The sequence below is a fragment of the Pseudomonas morbosilactucae genome, from assembly GCF_023241715.1.
In the GTDB taxonomy this organism is placed as follows: Bacteria; Pseudomonadota; Gammaproteobacteria; order Pseudomonadales; family Pseudomonadaceae; genus Aquipseudomonas; species Aquipseudomonas morbosilactucae.
The window spans coordinates 42885-57564 of record NZ_JALQCW010000080.1; the positions used below are offsets into that span (position 1 = coordinate 42885).

Sequence of the window (14680 nt, forward strand, 5' to 3'; positions counted from 1 at the left end):
GGTTTTAAGCGTCCGCGCATGCCAAACGGGCAATGACCTGACCCGCCTGCGCGCCTATAATGCCCGCCTTTGCGTTCCCCCCTTGCCCGCCTCCGGAGCCCGCATGACCCAGGATCAACTCAAACAGGCCGTCGCTCAGGCAGCCGTCGACCTCATCCTCCCGAAACTCGATGACAAGAGCATCGTCGGGGTCGGCACCGGCTCTACCGCCAACTGCTTTATCGATGCCCTGGCTCAACACAAGGGCGCCTTCGACGGCGCGGTGGCCAGCTCCGAAGCCACCGCCGCGCGCCTCAAGGGCCACGGGATTCCGGTGTACGAGCTGAACACCGTCAGCGAGCTGGAGTTCTACATCGACGGCGCCGACGAAAGCGACGAGCACCTGAACCTGATCAAGGGCGGCGGCGCAGCCCTGACCCGGGAGAAGATCGTCGCGGCCGTGGCCAAGACCTTTATCTGCATCGCAGACGCCAGCAAGCTGGTGCCCGTGCTGGGCGCTTTCCCGCTGCCGGTGGAAGTGATCCCCATGGCCCGCAGCCACGTGGCCCGCGAGCTGGTGAAACTGGGCGGCGACCCGGTGTACCGCGAAGGCGTGTTGACCGACAACGGCAACATCATCCTCGACGTGCACAACATGAACATCACCAACCCGGTGGAACTGGAAACCCAGATCAACGCCATTGTCGGCGTGGTCACCAATGGCCTGTTCGCCGCCCGCCCGGCCGATGTGCTGCTGCTGGGCACCCCTGAAGGCGTGAAAAGCCTGACAGCCTGACCCTGCCCATGGCTGGCGATGGCGACCTTATGGGTGCCATCGCCGGCACGCAAGACAGCGCCCGACGGCAACCCGTCAGTCGGGCTTCTTGAAGATGTAGAACAGGTTCGGCTCACTCACCAGGTACAGGGCGCCCTCGTCGTCCATGGCGATGCCTTCGGCCTGCGGTACGGTGGCCTTCAAGCCTTGGCGGCCCTTGCTGAGCGACAGGGTGGTCAGCGGCCGACCGTCTACGTCCAACTCCAGCACCAGCCGCGATTCATCCGACAGTGCCAGCAAATGCCCGCTGCGCTCGTCGTATTGCAGGCTGGACAGGTCGCGGACAAACAGCCCGGCATCGCGCTTGGGGTTGTTGACCACGTGCACCGCGTAGGATTTTTCCGGATCGTAATGGGGAAAGCCCTGGACCTCGTAGATCAGCATCGGGTCCCGCTCCTTGGCCACGAACAGGCGCTTGCCCACGGAATCGTAGGCCAGGCCTTCAAAGCCCTTGTTGCTGCTCATGTGCACGCCGAGGGTGATCTGCTCGGCATCCGCCGCATCGACAAACCGCGTGTCCTCATCCAGATGGATTTTGATCAGCCGTTGCTGCCGCTCGTCGCTGACCACGTAGGTGTCGGCACTGATGAACTCCACCGCCTCGGGGTCCCCGAAACCCACCAAGGCAATGCGCCGCAAGATGCGCCCTTCCAGCGACAACTCGATCAGCTCGGCATTGTTGTTGGTGACGGTAAACAGGCTTTTGCGCAACGGGTCGTAGGTCAGGGCCGAGACGTCGTCCAAGCCCTCGATGGGCTGGGCTTCCAGCGCCACGCGATAAGTGTCCAGGCCCATGGAGCGCGCATCCGTGGGCTGCCAAAAGGACTGCCAGTTGAACCAGGCACGCTCGAACAGGCGATGGTGCTGGGCGAACAACGCCAGCGGCACAGCCAGTAGGAAAAGGATCAGGAGAACAGGTTTACGGCGGGCAAGTCGGCGCATTCAGGCAGGCTCAAAGTCATGTCAGGCAGGTGAAATATCACATCTGACTGAATTTAAACTTAAATTGCCATCATTGGCCCCGGTCGCCTCAGTGCTTCTCGAAGCGATAGAACAGATTGGGTTCGCTGACCATGTACAAGGTCCCGGCCTCGTCCATGGCCACGCCTTCCGCACGGGGGATGGTGTCGTCCAGGCCGTTGAAGCCACCGAGCAGGGCCATGAAGCTGACTTGCTGGCCGTTTTCATCCAGCTCCAGCAACAGATGGGAGTCGGCAGACAAGGCCAGGGTATGACCGGTGCGCGGGTCGATACTCAGGGCCGAGAGGTTGCGCAGGTCCAGCTCATCACTGGCCAACGCCTGTTTCTCACCCTTGATGTCTTGACCATCACTGCCCAGGGTAAACAGCGCCGCCGGGCGCTCTTCCCCCAGCAGCAACTGTTGCTTGCGCGGGTTCCAGGCCACGGCTTCAAAGGCCTTGTTCTGGTCCTTGGAGGGGCCCAGGTCGTGCTTCGGGAAGTCGGCGATGTTCAGTTCGGTGGTGGCGCCATCTACTTTGACGATGACCAGCGAGTGATCGCGCTCATCGACAATGGCCATCAAGCCGTTCTCCATCACCGCCACCCCTTCAGGGTTGCTCCAGCCGATCAGCGGAATCTTGCGCAGCACGTCGCCCTGCAGGCTCAGTTCCACCAGGAACGGGCGCTTGCCCATGACGGAGAACAGGGTTTTGGTCTGGGGGTTGTAGGACAGGTCGGACGCTTCGTCCTTTTCCATGCCCGGCAGAACCTTGGCGTCGATCACCGCACGGTAGTCCGGCAGCCAGACACTGGCGGTGCGCTGCGTCGGACTGACGAAACCTTCCAGCATCCAAAGCACGCCCCGGTCGTCCCAATGCATCAGATTGGCGACGCCATAGGACAGGGTGCCCACCAGCAACAACCAGGAATACCAGCGCATGCGAAACCAGGAACGACGAACGTTCTGCAGCTTAGGGAGGGGGTGCACGTCCATCACATAGATCCCAGAGGGTCAGCCATAGGTAATAGCACACAGCATTCGGATGCGTGAACTACAAAACTACGAATTATCCGGAACATATGTGAAAAAAATGGCAAAACCAGGGAGGTAAAGCTGCAGGAGCGAAAGAATTCGCCCCTGCATCAAGCTCCGATCAGCGCACGCTGCTGCTGAAACGGCTGACGCCCGGCAATTCCAGGACCAGCTCATCACCCACGTTGAGCGGGCCTACACCAACCGGCGTGCCCGTGAGGATGACGTCGCCCGCCTGCAGGGAGAAGCAGCCAGCCATGTGCTGGATCATCGGCACGATGGGGTTGAGCATGGCGGCGCTGTTACCGTCCTGACGGACCTCACCGTTGATGGTCAGGCGGATGCCGATGTCGGTCAGGTCGGCAAAGCTGCTGCCTACCACGAAGGGCGCAATCACCGCCGCACCGTCGAAGGACTTGGCGATTTCCCATGGCAGGCCCTTGGCCTTGAGCTCGGCCTGCTTGTCGCGCAGGGTCAAGTCCAGGGCTGGGGCGAAGCCGGAAATGGCATCCAGCACTTCTTCGCGGCTCGGTTTGGTGGACAGCGGCTTGCCGATCAACACGGCGATTTCCGCTTCGTAATGCACCGAACCGCGCTCGGTAGGAATGGCAAAACCGCCTTCCAGAGGCACCACGCAACTGCCCGGCTTGATAAACAGCAGCGGCTCGGTGGGCACCGGGTTATCCAGTTCCTTGGCGTGCTCGGCGTAGTTACGGCCGATGCACACCACCTTGCCCACCGGGAAGTGGATCCGGGTTCCGTCGACATACTGGTGCTGATAGCTCATTACCGACTCCTGCTCGTTTGATTCATCAGGGACCGCTGCTTCGGATCAAACAGCGAAAATCTTGCCCGGGTTCATGATGCCGTTAGGGTCGAACACCGCCTTGACCGCTTTCATGTACTCGATTTCAACCGGCGAACGGCTGTAGGTCAGATAGTCGCGCTTGGTCATGCCCACACCGTGTTCGGCAGAAATCGAACCGTTGTACTTCTCGACGGTTTCAAACACCCACTTGTTGACCGTGGCGCACTTGGCGAAGAACTCGTCCTTGCTCAGGTTGTCCGGCTTGAGGATGTTCAGGTGCAGGTTGCCGTCGCCGATGTGGCCGAACCAGACGATTTCGAAGTCCGGATAGTGTTGACCGACGATCGCGTCGATTTCCTTCAAGAACGCCGGGACTTTCGACACGGTGACCGAAATATCGTTTTTGTACGGGGTCCAGTGGGAGATGGTCTCGGAGATGTACTCGCGCAGCTTCCACAGGTTCTGCAACTGGGTTTCGCTCTGGCTCATCACGCCATCCAGGACCCAGCCCTGCTCGACGCAGTGCTCAAAGGTTTCCAGGGCATGGTTGGCCACTTCTTCGGTGGTGGCTTCGAATTCCAGCAACGCGTAGAACGGGCAGTCGGACTCGAACGGTGCTGGCACGTCACCGCGAGCCAGGACCTTGGCCAGGGCCTTGTCGGAGAAGAATTCGAAGGCGGTCAGGTCGAGCTTGCTCTGGAAAGCGTGCAGCACCGGCATGATCGAGTCGAAATCGGCGGTGCCGAGGACCATTGCGGTGAGGTTCTTCGGCGCCCGGTCCAAGCGCATGGTGGCCTCGACCACAAAGCCCAGGGTGCCTTCAGCGCCGATGAACAGCTGACGCAGGTCGTAGCCGGTGGCGTTCTTGATCAGGTCCTTGTTCAACTCCAGCAGGTCGCCCTTGCCGGTAACCACTTTCATGCCGGCCACCCAGTTGCGGGTCATGCCGTAGCGAATCACCTTGATCCCGCCGGCATTGGTGCCGATATTGCCGCCAATCTGGCTGGAACCGGCGGAAGCGAAGTCCACTGGGTAGTACAGGCCGTTTTCTTCGGCCAGGTTCTGCAACTGCTCGGTGACCACGCCTGGCTGACAGACGGCCGTGCGGTCGGTCATGTTCAGGTCGAGGATCTGGTTCATATAGTCGAACGACACCACCACTTCACCGTTGGCCGCCACTGCTGCCGCCGACAGGCCGGTACGACCGCCGGACGGCACCAGCGCCACCTGATGGGCATTGGCCCAGCGCACAATGGCCTGGACCTGCTCAGTGGTCTTGGGAAATACGATGGCCGTTGGGGCCGGGGCGAAATGCTTGGTCCAATCCTTGCCATAAGCATTCAGGGAGTCAGCGTCGGTCAGCACCTTGCCAGGCTCAACCAGGGTCTTCAGCTCATCAATAAGGGCAGGATTGGTCATCGATAGAACTCTCGAACAATTCATGGTCATCCTGAGGACGCTTCACGTCGCAGGAATGAGTGTTTAGCGGGGCGCGTATGCTAGCATACCGCCCCCGCAGGATAGAGCCCAAAGCCGTTCTGCGGTGTCGGCGTTGTTGCCGTTCAGGTCAGCTCAAGCTGTCCACTCCCCCTGCCATTTTTCTCCGGGACACAGGTTTACGCAGATGAGCAAGACTTCTCTCGATAAGAGCAAGATCAAGTTCCTTCTTCTCGAAGGCGTCCACCAATCCGCAGTCGAGGTCCTCAAGGCCGCGGGCTACACCAGCATCGAGTACCTGACAGGCTCCTTGCCGGAAGCCCAGCTCAAGGAAAAGATTGCTGACGCTCACTTCATCGGCATTCGCTCCCGCACCCAGCTGACCGAAGAGATCTTCGACCACGCGAAGAAACTGGTCGCTGTAGGCTGCTTCTGCATCGGCACCAACCAGGTTGACCTGAACGCCGCTCGCGAACGCGGGATCGCTGTGTTCAACGCACCGTACTCCAACACCCGCTCCGTTGCCGAGCTGGTGCTGGCCGAGGCCATCCTGCTGCTGCGCGGCATCCCGGAGAAAAACGCTTCCTGCCACCGTGGTGGCTGGATCAAGAGCGCCGCCAATTCCTTCGAGATCCGTGGCAAGAAGCTGGGCATCGTCGGTTACGGCTCGATCGGCACCCAGTTGTCGGTCCTGGCTGAAGGCCTGGGCATGCAGGTGTTCTTCTATGACACCGTGACCAAGCTGCCTTTGGGTAACGCCACCCAGGTCGGCAACCTGCACGACCTGTTGGGCATGTCCGACATCGTCACCCTGCACGTACCGGAAACCGCCGCCACCCAGTGGATGATCGGCGAGAAGGAAATCCGCGCCATCAAGAAGGGCGGGATCCTGATCAATGCCGCGCGCGGCACCGTGGTCGAGCTGGACCACCTGGCAGCTGCCATCAAGGACAAGCACCTGATCGGCGCGGCCATCGACGTATTCCCGGTGGAGCCTCGCTCCAACGACGAAGAGTTCGAAAGCCCGCTGCGTGGCCTGGACAACGTGATCCTGACTCCGCACATCGGCGGTTCCACTGCCGAAGCCCAGGCCAACATCGGTCTGGAAGTGGCAGAGAAACTGGTCAAGTACAGCGACAACGGTACTTCGGTATCGTCCGTGAACTTCCCGGAAGTGGCCTTGCCGGCTCACCCTGGCAAACACCGCCTGCTGCACATCCACGAGAACATCCCGGGTGTGATGAGCGAGATCAACAAGGTCTTCGCCGAAAACGGCATCAACATCTCCGGTCAGTTCCTGCAGACCAACGAGAAAGTCGGTTACGTGGTGATCGACGTCGACGCCGAATACTCGGACCTGGCCCAGGAAAAGCTGCAGCACATCAACGGCACCATCCGTTGCCGGGTGTTGTTCTAAGAGCAGCGGCGAGCGGTAAGTTGCGAGCTGCAAGCCCGGCTTGAAGCCAAGCACTTGCGGCTGGTGAGTACAAAAAAGGGAGCCTTCGGGCTCCCTTTTTTCTGGCTGGGTTTACGCTTATTTCACAGTGACTGTGATTTTCTTGGAAACCACGACGGGGTTGAATGGCACGTGGTTCTTGTCACCCAGTTCCAGCTGTAGAGTGTGCTTGCCGGGTGCCAGGGTCACTTCGGTTTCGGTCTGGGCCTTGCCGAAGTGCAGGTGATTGGCGTCCATCGGGATCGGCATGTTCTCGGCCGGCAAGGTGTCGACGTCGATCAGCAGGTGATGGTGGCCGGTGTTGGCGGTCTGGTCGCCCGCCGGTGCCAGGGCGATGCCTTCGACGGCGAATTTGACCTTGAAGGTCTTGTCCACGGTGGCGCCATCGGCGGGGGAAACAATAAACACTTTTGCATCGGCCGGTGCGGGGGTACGAGGAATATCCGCGGCACTGGCCAGCATCGAAGCTCCCAGCAACAGACCGGCCAATGCAGCACGAGACATAAAGGCTTTCATTATCTTCTCCAGTTTTTCCGCAATTTATTTACGGTTATGACAACTTCATGGCGATTCGTTGTCGAAGGCACTCAGAACCATAGCAAAGCGAGCCTGAACGGCGCAGCGCCCATATAAATTCAAGGAGTGACCATGCGTTTCCTGCCTGGCCTGATACTTTTGCTACCCCTTGTGAGCACTTACGCTCAAGCCGAACTGATGGACGACGTCAACGACCGCGGGGAACTGCGCATCGCCCTGGAGGCCGATGCCCCGCCATTCAACTTCAAGGATGACGGCAAACTCACAGGCTTCGAGGTCGAGCTGGGGCAACTGCTGGCCACCGAGCTGGATGTGCGTGCGGACTTTGTGGTCACTGACAACACCGACTTGCTGCCTGGGGTTGAAAGCGGCAAGTACGACGTCGCCATCAACCACATAGCAGTGACCCCGGAACTCCAGGATCGTTTCGACTTCAGCGAGCCTTATAGCTACTCCAACGCACAATTGGTGGTGCGCAAGGAAGAGCAGCGCCCCCTGGGCACCCTGCAAGCCCTGCGCGGCCAGGCCCTGGGCGTGGCCCAAGGCAGCCAGTTCGTCGACCAGGCGCGCAGCGTCGAAGGCATCAACCTGCGCAGCTACGCCGACGCGCAACAACCCCTGAAAGACGTGGCGGACAAACAGATCGACGCGGCCATCAGCGACCGCCTGCTGATCCCCTACGCCATTCGCGACAGCCAGTTGCCAGTGAAAGAAGGGGCCAAAGTCGGGCCGACCTTGAGCCTGGCGATTCCGTTCCAGAAGGGTAATCCGGCCTTCCAGGCCAGCCTGGACAGCGCCTTGCAGCGGATCAAGGCCGACGGCCGATTGATGGCGCTGTCGGAGAAATGGTTTGGCATGGACGCGAGCAAACCGCCCAAAGAGTAAGCCCCGGGCCCGCAGGCCCAGGCATCAGAGGCGAGCCAGGGCGGCGGCCGCCTCAGGCAGTTCCAACTCACTGAAGACCCGCACCCCGGCGCGCCGCAACAGCGCCGCCGTCACGCCCTCACCCGGCACCTTGATGCCACTGAAGGTGCGTCATAGGTCAGCAGGTTGCCGCAGGACGGGCTGTTGGCCTTGAGCACGGCGATGCGAATGCCGTGTTGTTCCACCAGCGCCAGGGCTTGGTGGGCGCCGGAAAGAAATTCGGCGCTGACGTCCTGACAATCGCTAGTCAGCACCGGGGCACGCCCCTCTAGCACCTCGACGCCCTGCCCGCCCGGAATCTCGGCCGCCGCACGGGGCGTCGGCAAGCCACCAGCCACTTCCGGGCACAGCGCAACCACCCGCCCTTCTGCCAGCCAACGAGCCAATTGATCGAAAGGACCGCTGGCACCGCCGTCATAACGCACGCGGTGGCCCAGCAGGCAGCGACTGACCAGGATCTTTTCCATCGTCAAAACAACTCGTTGCCACGCCGCCGAAACCAGCCCGTCAACGATAGGCGTTCGCGGGTCGCAGGCAGGACTTCATGGGGGACTTCACCCGACAGGAACACCACCAAACGGCCGCCTGTCGGAACCACTTCGTACTCGCCCTCGTCCTTGAGGTACATGCGTAACTGCCCGCCGTGCTCGGGCAGCCAGTCCTGATTGAGGTAGATCACCGCCGAGACCATGCGCCGGTCATCATCGCGAAACCGGTCGACATGGCGCAGGTAGAACGCACCCGGGGGATAAAGGGCGAAATGGCTTTCGAAGTCCTCCAGCCCCAGGAACAGACCGCGGTTCAGAGCTTCGCGCAAGCTGTCCATCAAGCCCATGTATACGTCGCAGGCCTCAGCCTGGCCGGGCTCGATCCATTGGATATGGTCGCCGCGGATGCCTTCGCGAATCTCCTGGGACGGCCCTCGCCCCACGGCTGCCGGGGCCAGTTCGCCTTCGGCTGCACGTTTACGGCACTCAGCCGCCAGTTCCAGGGTCAGAGCCTCTGGCAGGAAGATGCTCTGCTGCGACCAGCCGCACGCGGCCAGATCGTCGACAATACGCAGCAGCAGTGGGTGATCGGAGGGTATTTGCATGGCGCGCATAGTATCCAGCCTCAGGTAAATCTGACAGCGCCGCAGAGCGGAGGAACGTGGGTTTTTTTAGCCCTTCACAGCCGGCGGGCACTTTGCGCCTCGAAGCTGATACGAATTCTCGACAACCACCGTCATGCCCCGGAGAATAGTGGCCTGCCGACAGGAGTCCTTATGCGCCGTTTGCTTTTTTCACTGTTGATGTTCTGCGCTTTGCCCGTCTGGGCAGACAGCCACGACCAGTTGTACAAGGTCGCCGGTTGGCCGGAACAACGCGCGCATTTCAACGATGCCTTGAGTGCGGCCCAGCAGCGCTACCAGAACAGCCTGCCGCCGGCGGTCTACCAGACACTGGTGAGCAACAGTAACCAGCGCTTTGCCCCCCAGGCCGTGGACCGCCGCGCCGAAGCGCAACTGCGCAAGAACCTGGCGGACCCGAAACCGGCGCTGGCGTTCTTCCAGTCGGCGCTGGGGCGCAAGATCGTCGCGGCCGAACTGCTGGCCACCCGGCGCGACCAACTGGCCAAGAACGCCCAGGGCCTGCCGAAAATCCAGGCCAGCGACAACCGCCAACTGATCATTGGCCACCTGGCCCAGGCCCTGCCGGCCCGGGAAGCCGGCGCCGAAGTGAGCCTGGCGATTGCCGGCGTCGCGGCGGACAGCCTGAGCCAGATGATTCCCGGGCTGCTCGGCGGCGGCCAGGCCCAAGGCATGCTCAACGGCCAGCGCCAGCGCCTGATGGAGCAGATCGGCAATGACCTGAACAACACCTTGCTGTACGTCTACCGCGACCTGTCCGACACCGAGCTGGAAGAGTTCGCGACCTTTGCCGAGTCCACCGAAGGCAAGGCCTACTACCAGGCCGCCCTGGCAGCGATCCGCGCGGGCCTGGCGGTCGGCCAAAGCACCTCCAGCCTGGCGCCCTGAGCCGGGCCGGCGTCTACGGGCGCCATCCCTCCACCACCAGCCCCTTTCAGGGCGGGCATGACGCCCGCGCTCGGCAAGCGGGCTGCCTCGCTACAAGCGCTGGGTCAGGAAAGCAAAGTACTGCTGGCGGAAGTTCGCCGTCTCGTTGGCCAGGTGATGCCGGGCCTCGGGCAGCATCAACACCTCGGGCTGATCGAACTTGCCGCAGATCACCTGCAGGTTGTGCTGCCAGTCCACCGTCATGTCTTGCTGCCCCTGCACGATCAGTGGGCGGCGCGAACTGGAAGGCGCCGCTTCCAAACGCTTGATCCAGCGCGCCAAGGCACCGACCCACGCCGTAGGCAGACGCAAGGGTTGCAAGGGATCGGCCTGCAGGAAGGAGAGAAACCCCAGGTCATGGGAGTTCTCGCTGAAGCGCCGGGCAATGCCGGTGACGAAGGGCCTGAGCAAGTAGTAACTGAGGATCGACCAGCCCCAGGAGCGCGGCCGCACCAGGGGCGACAGCAGAATCACCTGGCCCTGGGCCGGGCTTTGCGCGCCGTGGTTGAGCAGGTGGTCAATGACAATCGCCCCGCCCGTGCTCTGCCCGAACAGGTGCCAGGGCTGTGGCAATGCCAGGGAGCGAGCCTGCTCGAACAATCCCTCCATCACCGCCTGATAGACCGCGAAGTCGTCGATGCTCGCCCGCTCGCCGCTGGATAAGCCATGGCCCGGCAGGTCGCAGGCAATCACCACGAACTGCCGCGCCAGAGCCCACTCGATCACGTGCCGGTACAGGCCCATGTGGTCGTAGAAACCGTGGAACAGAAACATCGTGGCCACCGGCTGCTCGGGCCACCAGACCTGGCTGACCACCTCGTACGCCCCAACCTGAAAGCGCCCCAGGCGACTGGCCACCGGCAAATCCAGCCCATAGAAGCGCTGATAGGCCTGGGCCTGGGCCGACAGTGGCTGGCAGGCGTCCAGTGACTGCAGGCTGGCGCGCAAGTGATCGGGGTCGAACGTCGCGGACATGACAATTTCCAAAGAGTGGCGGCTGGAGCAGAACGGGCTTTATAGGCCTGCGATATTCATCTGTCGCGGCAAGCATGGCAAGCTACGCGACCTTCGAGGACCGATGCCCATGCTCCAGCGCTACCGCACACCCTTGCTTGCCAGCCTGCTCGCCCTTGTCTGTGCCGCAGTGCTGTGGGCGGCTTATGACTGGTTCCAGGGCCGCTACCTGCGGGTCTTCAACGAGCACACGGCGGTGTTTTCCGGCGATGCCCTGCAACTGCCCGCCGAGCTGGCCGGCCCCGGGCCCATCCGCCTGGTGCACTTCTGGGACCCGGCCTGCCCGTGCAATGTCGGCAACCAGCAACACCTGGCCGAGCTGATCGAACACTACGGCGCCCAGGGCGTGGAATTCTACGGGGTACAGAAACCCGGCAGCCACGGCCAACTGCCCGCCAACCTGGAACGCCTCAAGCACCTGCCCACTCTGCCAGGCGCCGAGCAGATCCCCGCCAGCCCGGCGGTGGCGATCTGGGACCGCAACGGCAAGCTCGCCTACTTCGGCCCCTACAGCGAGGGCCTGACCTGCAACAGCAGCAACAGCTTTATCGAGCCCATCCTCAAGGCCTTGCAGGACGGACGCCCGGTGAACGCCACCCACACCCTGGCCGTGGGCTGTTATTGCCCCTGGCCAACCCCAAAGGCCGGCTAAGGCATTCGCGACTATTCAAGGACGGCGATACGCGGCGCCCAAGACTTGTGCTAAATGTTCGCAGTGATCGCCACGAGGCCACCGCCACCCCAAGGAGCCCGCATGAAACGCAGCCTGACCGTACTCGTCGTGTTGATTCTCGCGCTGTTGCTGGGCGCCGGCGGCTACCTGTACAGCAAGCTGCCGGTGCGCCAGGGCCTGGTGGAACTGAACGGCCTGCAGGGCTCGGTGACGGTGCGCTACGACGAACGCGGGGTGCCCCACCTGCGGGCCGAAAACGAAGCCGACCTGTACCGGGCCCTGGGCTATGTGCATGCCCAGGACCGGCTATTCCAAATGGAAGTCCTGCGGCGCCTGGCCCGGGGCGAACTGGCGCAGATCCTCGGCCCGAAACTCCTGGACACCGACAAGCTGTTCCGCAGTCTGCGTATCCGTGACCGCGCCGCGAGCTACGTCGCCGGCCTGGATCGCCAGTCCCCGGCGTGGAAAGCCCTGGAAGCCTATCTGGACGGAATCAACCAGTACCAGGACAGCCACAGCCGGCCCTTGGAGTTCGAAGCCCTGGGGATCCCCAAGCGCCCCTTCACCGCCGAGGACACCATCAGCGTCGCCGGCTTCATGGCCTACAGCTTTGCCGCAGGCTTGCGCACCGAGCCGGTGCTGACCTATGTGCGCGATCAGCTGGGTGCCGATTACCTGAAAGTGTTCGACCTCGACTGGCAACCCAGGGGCGTGCTCGCTAACAGCAAAAAACCGCTCGCCCCGCCCCTTAGCGCCAGTGACTGGGAAGACCTGGGCGCCCTGGCCCAATTGAGCCAGCAAGCCTTGATCGACGCCGGCCTGCCACAGTACGAGGGCAGCAACGCCTGGGCCCTGTCCGGCGCGCGCACACAAAGCGGCAAGCCGTTGCTGGCGGGGGATCCGCACATTCGCTTCTCGGTGCCTTCGGTGTGGTACGAAGCCCAACTGTCGGCGCCGGGCTTTGAGTTGTACGGCCATCACCAGGCCCTGGTGCCGTTCGCTTTCCTGGGGCACAACCTGGACTTCGGCTGGAGCCTGACCATGTTCCAGAACGACGACCTCGACCTGATCGCCGAGAAGACCAATCCAGAGAACGCCAACCAGGTGTGGTACCGCGACCAATGGGTCGACCTGACCCGCAGCGAGCAGCAGATCGACGTCAAAGGCCAAGAGCCCGTCACCCTGGTGCTGCGCCAGTCGCCCCACGGCCCGATCATCAACGATGTGCTCGGCGCTACGGCCGGCAAGACGCCGATCGCCATGTGGTGGGGCTTCCTGGAGACGCCGAACCCGATCCTCGACGGTTTTTACCAGCTCAACCGTGCCGACACCCTGGCCAAGGCCCGCGCGGCGGCAAGCAAGGTCCACGCGCCGGGGCTGAACATTGTCTGGGCCAGCGCCAAGGGTGACATCGGCTGGTGGGCCGCGGCGCTGATGCCCAAGCGCCCGGCCGGCGCCAATCCGTACTTCATCCTCGACGGCAGCAGCGCCCAGGCAGACAAGAGCGGCTACTACCCCTTCAGCGCCAACCCCCAGGAAGAGAACCCGGCCCGGGGCTACATTGTCTCGGCCAACTTTCAACCGGTGTCGCCCACCGGCCTGGAGATCCCGGGTTACTACAACCTGGCGGATCGTGGCCAGCAGTTGGACCGCCAGCTCAGCGATAAAACAGTAAAGTGGGACATCGAGCGCAGCCAGAAGCTGCAACTGGGCACCACCACCGCCTATGCCCCACGCCTGCTGGCGCCGCTGCTGCCAGTGCTGCGCGAGGTGGTCAGCGCCCCGCAGGAGCTGAAGTTGCTGGAACAGCTGGCCCAGTGGCAAGGCGACTACCCGCTGGACTCCACCAGCGCCACCCTGTTCAACCAGTTCCTCTACGACCTGACCTACGCGGCCTTCCACGATGAACTGGGGGACAGCTACTTCGACACCCTGATCCAGACCCGGGCAATCGACGCCGCCTTGCCGCGCCTGGCGGCCACGGCCGATTCACCCTGGTGGGACAACCGCGACACCCCCAGCCGGGAAACCCGCGCCGACACGGTCAAGGTCGCCTGGCAGGCCAGCCTCGCCCACCTCAGGAAAACCCTGGGCGAGGACCCAGCGCGCTGGCAATGGGGCGGCGCCCACACCCTGACCCACAGCCACCCCCTGGGCACGCAGTCGCCCCTGGACAGGATCTTCAACGTCGGCCCCTTCGCCGCCCCCGGCACCCACGAAGTGCCAAACAATCTTTCGGCGAAGATTGGCCCGGCGCCCTGGCCCGTCACCTATGGCCCTTCGACCCGGCGCCTGATCGACTTCGCCGACCCGGCCCACAGCCTGACCATCAACCCCGTGGGCCAGAGCGGCGTGCTGTTCGACAAGCACTACGACGACCAGGCCGAGGCCTACATCGAAGGGGTTTATCAACAAGCGCACTTCAGCGAAGAGGAAGTGACCGCCAACACCCGCAGCACCCTCAAGCTGCTGCCGGCCCGTGCCGACCAATGACGGGCCTGCCATGCCTGGGCCTAGGCAATAAAAAACCTCGCTCCCGGTAACGGGGCGAGGTTTTTTGTACCAGGCGAAACTCAGGCTGCGTTCGGCGCCGGGGCGCGACGCGCGTCCGGTTGTTTCCAGGAGTCGGCAGCCGCCTCTTCAATGGCTTGCTGGATCGCCCGCTTACGGGCCTCTTCAGCGCGACGACTGAAGAACCAGACCAGGAAAGTCACCAGCGACACCGCCAGCAGAATCAGGCTGGCCACGGCGTTGATTTCCGGTTTGACCCCCAGGCGCACGGCGGAAAAGACTTCCATCGGCAAGGTGGTGGAACCAGGACCAGACACAAAGCTGGCCAGCACCAGGTCGTCCAGGGACAGGGCGAAGGACATCATGCCGCCAGCTGCCAGGGATGGCGCGATCATCGGAATGGTGATCAGGAAGAACACCTTCCACGGGCGCGCCCCCAGGTCCATGGCCGCCTCTT

14 protein-coding genes and 1 pseudogene are annotated in these 14680 nt (G+C 62.7%); 6 read left to right on the forward strand and 9 right to left on the reverse strand.

Annotated elements, in window-relative coordinates:
• The first annotated feature begins 103 nt into the window (after window positions 1–103).
• Window positions 104–775 (forward strand): ribose-5-phosphate isomerase RpiA, encoded by a 672-nt coding sequence (gene rpiA / locus M1B34_RS27120; protein WP_123327691.1) that lies wholly within the window; start codon window positions 104–106, stop codon window positions 773–775.
• A 75-nt stretch (window positions 776–850) separates the two neighbouring features.
• On the opposite strand, the gene M1B34_RS27125 is transcribed toward rpiA, so the two are convergent.
• From M1B34_RS27125 to M1B34_RS27140, 4 genes are all read right to left on the reverse strand, one after another.
• On the reverse strand, window positions 851–1756 hold the full coding sequence (locus M1B34_RS27125; protein ID WP_268262699.1) for an SdiA-regulated domain-containing protein: 906 nt from the start codon (window positions 1754–1756) through the stop codon (window positions 851–853).
• Between the two features lie 88 nt (window positions 1757–1844).
• Window positions 1845–2768: an SdiA-regulated domain-containing protein gene (locus M1B34_RS27130; RefSeq protein ID WP_268262698.1), complete on the reverse strand. Its 924-nt coding sequence runs from the start codon at window positions 2766–2768 to the stop codon at window positions 1845–1847.
• Window positions 2769–2928: 160 nt separating this feature from the next.
• Entirely contained in the window at window positions 2929–3594 is a 666-nt protein-coding gene (locus M1B34_RS27135; RefSeq protein WP_123327694.1) for a fumarylacetoacetate hydrolase family protein, read from the reverse strand.
• A 45-nt stretch (window positions 3595–3639) separates the two neighbouring features.
• Entirely contained in the window at window positions 3640–5034 is a 1395-nt protein-coding gene (locus M1B34_RS27140; protein WP_123327695.1) for an FAD-binding oxidoreductase, read from the reverse strand.
• Between the two features lie 205 nt (window positions 5035–5239).
• Between M1B34_RS27140 and serA the strand changes: the two genes are divergently transcribed.
• Entirely contained in the window at window positions 5240–6469 is a 1230-nt protein-coding gene (serA, locus tag M1B34_RS27145) for a phosphoglycerate dehydrogenase (protein WP_123327696.1), read from the forward strand.
• 117 nt (window positions 6470–6586) lie between these two features.
• Here the strand turns inward: serA and M1B34_RS27150 are convergent, their stop codons facing one another.
• Entirely contained in the window at window positions 6587–7024 is a 438-nt protein-coding gene (locus tag M1B34_RS27150) for a DUF4399 domain-containing protein (RefSeq protein ID WP_123327697.1), read from the reverse strand.
• A 132-nt stretch (window positions 7025–7156) separates the two neighbouring features.
• Between M1B34_RS27150 and M1B34_RS27155 the strand changes: the two genes are divergently transcribed.
• On the forward strand, window positions 7157–7930 hold the full coding sequence (locus tag M1B34_RS27155) for a transporter substrate-binding domain-containing protein (RefSeq protein ID WP_123327698.1): 774 nt from the start codon (window positions 7157–7159) through the stop codon (window positions 7928–7930).
• Window positions 7931–7954: 24 nt separating this feature from the next.
• Here M1B34_RS27155 and M1B34_RS27160 read toward each other — a convergent pair.
• Together M1B34_RS27160 and M1B34_RS27165 are read right to left on the reverse strand one after the other, a co-directional pair.
• Window positions 7955–8436, reverse strand: a pseudogene (locus M1B34_RS27160) (2-thiouracil desulfurase family protein).
• Between the two features lie 2 nt (window positions 8437–8438).
• Window positions 8439–9071, reverse strand: coding sequence for a 2OG-Fe(II) oxygenase (locus M1B34_RS27165; RefSeq protein ID WP_268262696.1), 633 nt, complete (start codon window positions 9069–9071; stop codon window positions 8439–8441).
• A 162-nt stretch (window positions 9072–9233) separates the two neighbouring features.
• Here M1B34_RS27165 and M1B34_RS27170 point away from each other — a divergent pair, with 162 nt between their 5' ends.
• The gene (locus M1B34_RS27170; RefSeq protein ID WP_268262695.1) at window positions 9234–9986 is read left to right on the forward strand and encodes a hypothetical protein; all 753 of its coding nucleotides are present in this window, start codon (window positions 9234–9236) and stop codon (window positions 9984–9986) included.
• A 90-nt stretch (window positions 9987–10076) separates the two neighbouring features.
• Here the strand turns inward: M1B34_RS27170 and bipL are convergent, their stop codons facing one another.
• Window positions 10077–11000 carry a phospholipase BipL gene (gene bipL, locus M1B34_RS27175; protein ID WP_268262694.1) on the reverse strand — a complete coding sequence of 308 codons (924 nt, stop codon included), beginning with the start codon at window positions 10998–11000 and terminating at the stop codon, window positions 10077–10079.
• A 109-nt stretch (window positions 11001–11109) separates the two neighbouring features.
• Here bipL and M1B34_RS27180 point away from each other — a divergent pair, with 109 nt between their 5' ends.
• Together M1B34_RS27180 and M1B34_RS27185 are read left to right on the forward strand one after the other, a co-directional pair.
• The gene (locus M1B34_RS27180) at window positions 11110–11691 is read left to right on the forward strand and encodes a DUF6436 domain-containing protein (RefSeq protein WP_268266730.1); all 582 of its coding nucleotides are present in this window, start codon (window positions 11110–11112) and stop codon (window positions 11689–11691) included.
• A gap of 102 nt (window positions 11692–11793) precedes the next feature.
• On the forward strand, window positions 11794–14205 hold the full coding sequence (locus tag M1B34_RS27185; protein ID WP_268266731.1) for a penicillin acylase family protein: 2412 nt from the start codon (window positions 11794–11796) through the stop codon (window positions 14203–14205).
• An 80-nt stretch (window positions 14206–14285) separates the two neighbouring features.
• Here the strand turns inward: M1B34_RS27185 and M1B34_RS27190 are convergent.
• Window positions 14286–14680 (reverse strand): ABC transporter permease subunit (locus M1B34_RS27190; protein WP_268266732.1); only part of this gene is annotated, 395 nt, incomplete at its 5' end.